The sequence below is a fragment of the Phycisphaerae bacterium genome, assembly GCA_012729815.1.
Classification (GTDB): Bacteria; Planctomycetota; Phycisphaerae; order JAAYCJ01; family JAAYCJ01; genus JAAYCJ01.
In genome coordinates this window covers 1-2,435 of sequence record JAAYCJ010000331.1, presented here as the reverse complement: position 1 = coordinate 2,435, position 2,435 = coordinate 1, and the positions used below count along the sequence as shown (strand labels likewise).

The following is a 2,435-nucleotide window of genomic DNA, read 5'->3' as shown; positions in this document are numbered from 1 at the left end:
TCGCCAGATGCCACTGGTCCTTGCGCACCGAACCGAGGCGGAAGGAAGCGCCCTCGTGCTGGATCACTCGCCGGACCTCAGCCTGAAGCGAGTCGGGGTCGTCGCAGAGAAGATCGTAGGGAAGGCCCGTTTCCGATCGGCCATTTTCGCGGTGCATCGCTTGGACGTATCGCACGTCGCCGGTGATCCGGTAGAGCCGCCAGAGGAAGGAAAAACCGCTGGGCGCCAGCGACAGCTCGCGCGAAAGGGTCAACCCGACGTAGCGGTCATCGGCCCCGGCGTAGTAGCCGGTGTCGCCGATCCGCGGGTAATAGCGGTCCAGGCACAGCGTGTCGATGTGAAACGCATACGTCGACCGCAGGGCCGGGTGACGCTCGAAAAGCTCGTCCACCAGCGACGCGTCCAGCCGGTTGAGATAGCCCAGGAACCTGGCTAACCCGTCGATCACGTAGTTGCTGTAACCGGCGAGGCCCTTCTCGCCCGTCACGCCGTCCACCGCCGTCGCTCGGGCGATCATCGCGTCCAGCGGACCCATCAGACGCTGGCGATTGCCCGGCCAGCCCAGCACCGCTTCGATAATCAGCACCGTGATGTCCTGCCGCGGGTAGTTGCTGTAAATCTTACGCCGGTGGTCCAACGCGTCGGCCAGGATGTTGGTCTCAATGTTGGCGAGGATCTCTTCGAGCGTCCTCTTGCGGTTGGGCGGATCGTACCGCTTCGCCTGTTCCGAGAGAAATGCCACCAGCGCCTCATCGCCCTCCAGTCCGCAGCGGATCTTATCGTAGGCCAGGGCCAGCTCGCGCGTCTCCTCGCACGCATCGTGCCAGACGCTCACGTAGCCCTGAAAATCGTCTTTCTGCGTCTCGTAGACCTCGGCCTGAACGGCAAAGTTGAAGCCAGGATACATGTCCGCCACCCGATCCAGCAGCACCGCCGCCTGATGGGCGTAGCGGCGTTCGCCGGTGATCACGTACGCGTCCGACAATCGGCGGATGCCTCCCAGCACCAACTGCTTCCACTGGCCGTAGATCAGATAGGCTCCGACAAACCGCCAGCGGTTTTCGCCTTCGGTGTACCCTCGTCCGTCGTCCACGCCGAACCGGTGCAGTGGGTCCGACGGGTCCGGGTGTTCTCCGTTGAAGAGCAGGTTGCGGTCAGCCCGGTCGAACTGAAAAACACCGTGCCGATCGAGTCCGGAGCGATAGTAGCGGCCAAAGTCGTTCTTGGGAAACAGCTCGCCGCACTGCGGACACTCGACCTTCCACGGCCGGGCGAAGGCGTCGATCCGCCAGTCGTACATTCGCACGTCGCGCCGGCAGGCGGGACAGAACCCATCCGACCAGACCATCCACGATCGCGGCAGCGTCGGACCGAACATCAGATCCCAAAGCGCCGCGTCGCTCATCGCCGTCCACGGTGCAGCGGCGTCAATCATCTGCCGCCGGGCTCGGCGGCCCCAGTCGGTGCGCTCGGCGGAGGTGCGGATGCGGGAAACCACCGAGTCGTTGAAAAACGCGCTCGTGATGAGACTCTTGTCATGCGGCCGTCGCGACATGGTTCGTCACTCCAGGAACGAGAATTCAGCTTCCTTGAGTCTGCGGGACTGTACTGCGGATGGCCTCACTTGGCAAGAGAGTTTCGAATGCGATAGACCCGCGGTGGCTGGCCGAAATGGGCCTTGAAGACCTTGGCGAAGTAATGGCTGTCGCGGTAGCCCACCGCGTGGGCGACCTGCGAAATGTTGCGACGCGCGTCCTTGAGCAGCTCGACCGCCTTTTCCATCCGCAGCGTGGTCAGGTATTCCGAGAGCGTAAAGCCGCTTTCCTCGCTGAAAACCCGCGAGAGGTAGTAGGGGCTGATGTCGATCGACTCGGCGATTTGGTCGAGGCTGACTTCCCGGCTGAAGTTGGCCAGGATGTACGCCTTGGCCTCGCCCATGATCTGCCGCCGCCGCGCGTGCGAAGTGGCAGCCGAGGTCTTCTCATCCGTGCTTCGACCGGCCGAAGCCTCGCGGCACAGGCTGTAGATGATCTGCAACAGCCGCAGACCGATCAGCCGATCGGCGAACGGCCGGTGGGCCAGGAACTCCTGATGAAGGTGCTGGAAATCGGCGGCGATCTGACGCCTGGCCGCCTGGCCGCCGCGGGCCAGTTGCGGCGGATCGAACGTCCGCAGAATCTCCTGCTCGCCCGGCCAGTCGAACATCACCAGGTACACCTCGAAGACGGTGCCGGTGGGGAACACGTCGCGATGGGGCGTCCCGGTGGGGGTGTAGATGGTGTCGCCTTCGCGCCCGGAGATGGAGTATTCCGGCGTCTCGACCCGCACGCTGCCCCGCAGCACGTGCATCAGTTCGGTACGCGGGCTCGAATGCTCCTTCTGGGCCCAGACCGGATCGAAGATCGACCGGCCCATGCTCACCACGCGGGGAAGCG

2 protein-coding genes are annotated in these 2,435 nt (G+C 64.1%); both read right to left on the bottom strand.

Translation table 11 applies throughout. The features are described 5' to 3' along the window. Positions 1–1,555: hypothetical protein (locus GXY33_21415; GenBank protein ID NLX07706.1), on the bottom strand; the 1,555-nt coding region annotated here is incomplete at its 3' end. A gap of 65 nt (positions 1,556–1,620) precedes the next feature. Continuing rightward, positions 1,621–2,435, bottom strand: an 815-nt coding sequence (locus GXY33_21410; protein ID NLX07705.1) for an AraC family transcriptional regulator, incomplete at its 5' end; no start/stop codon positions are given.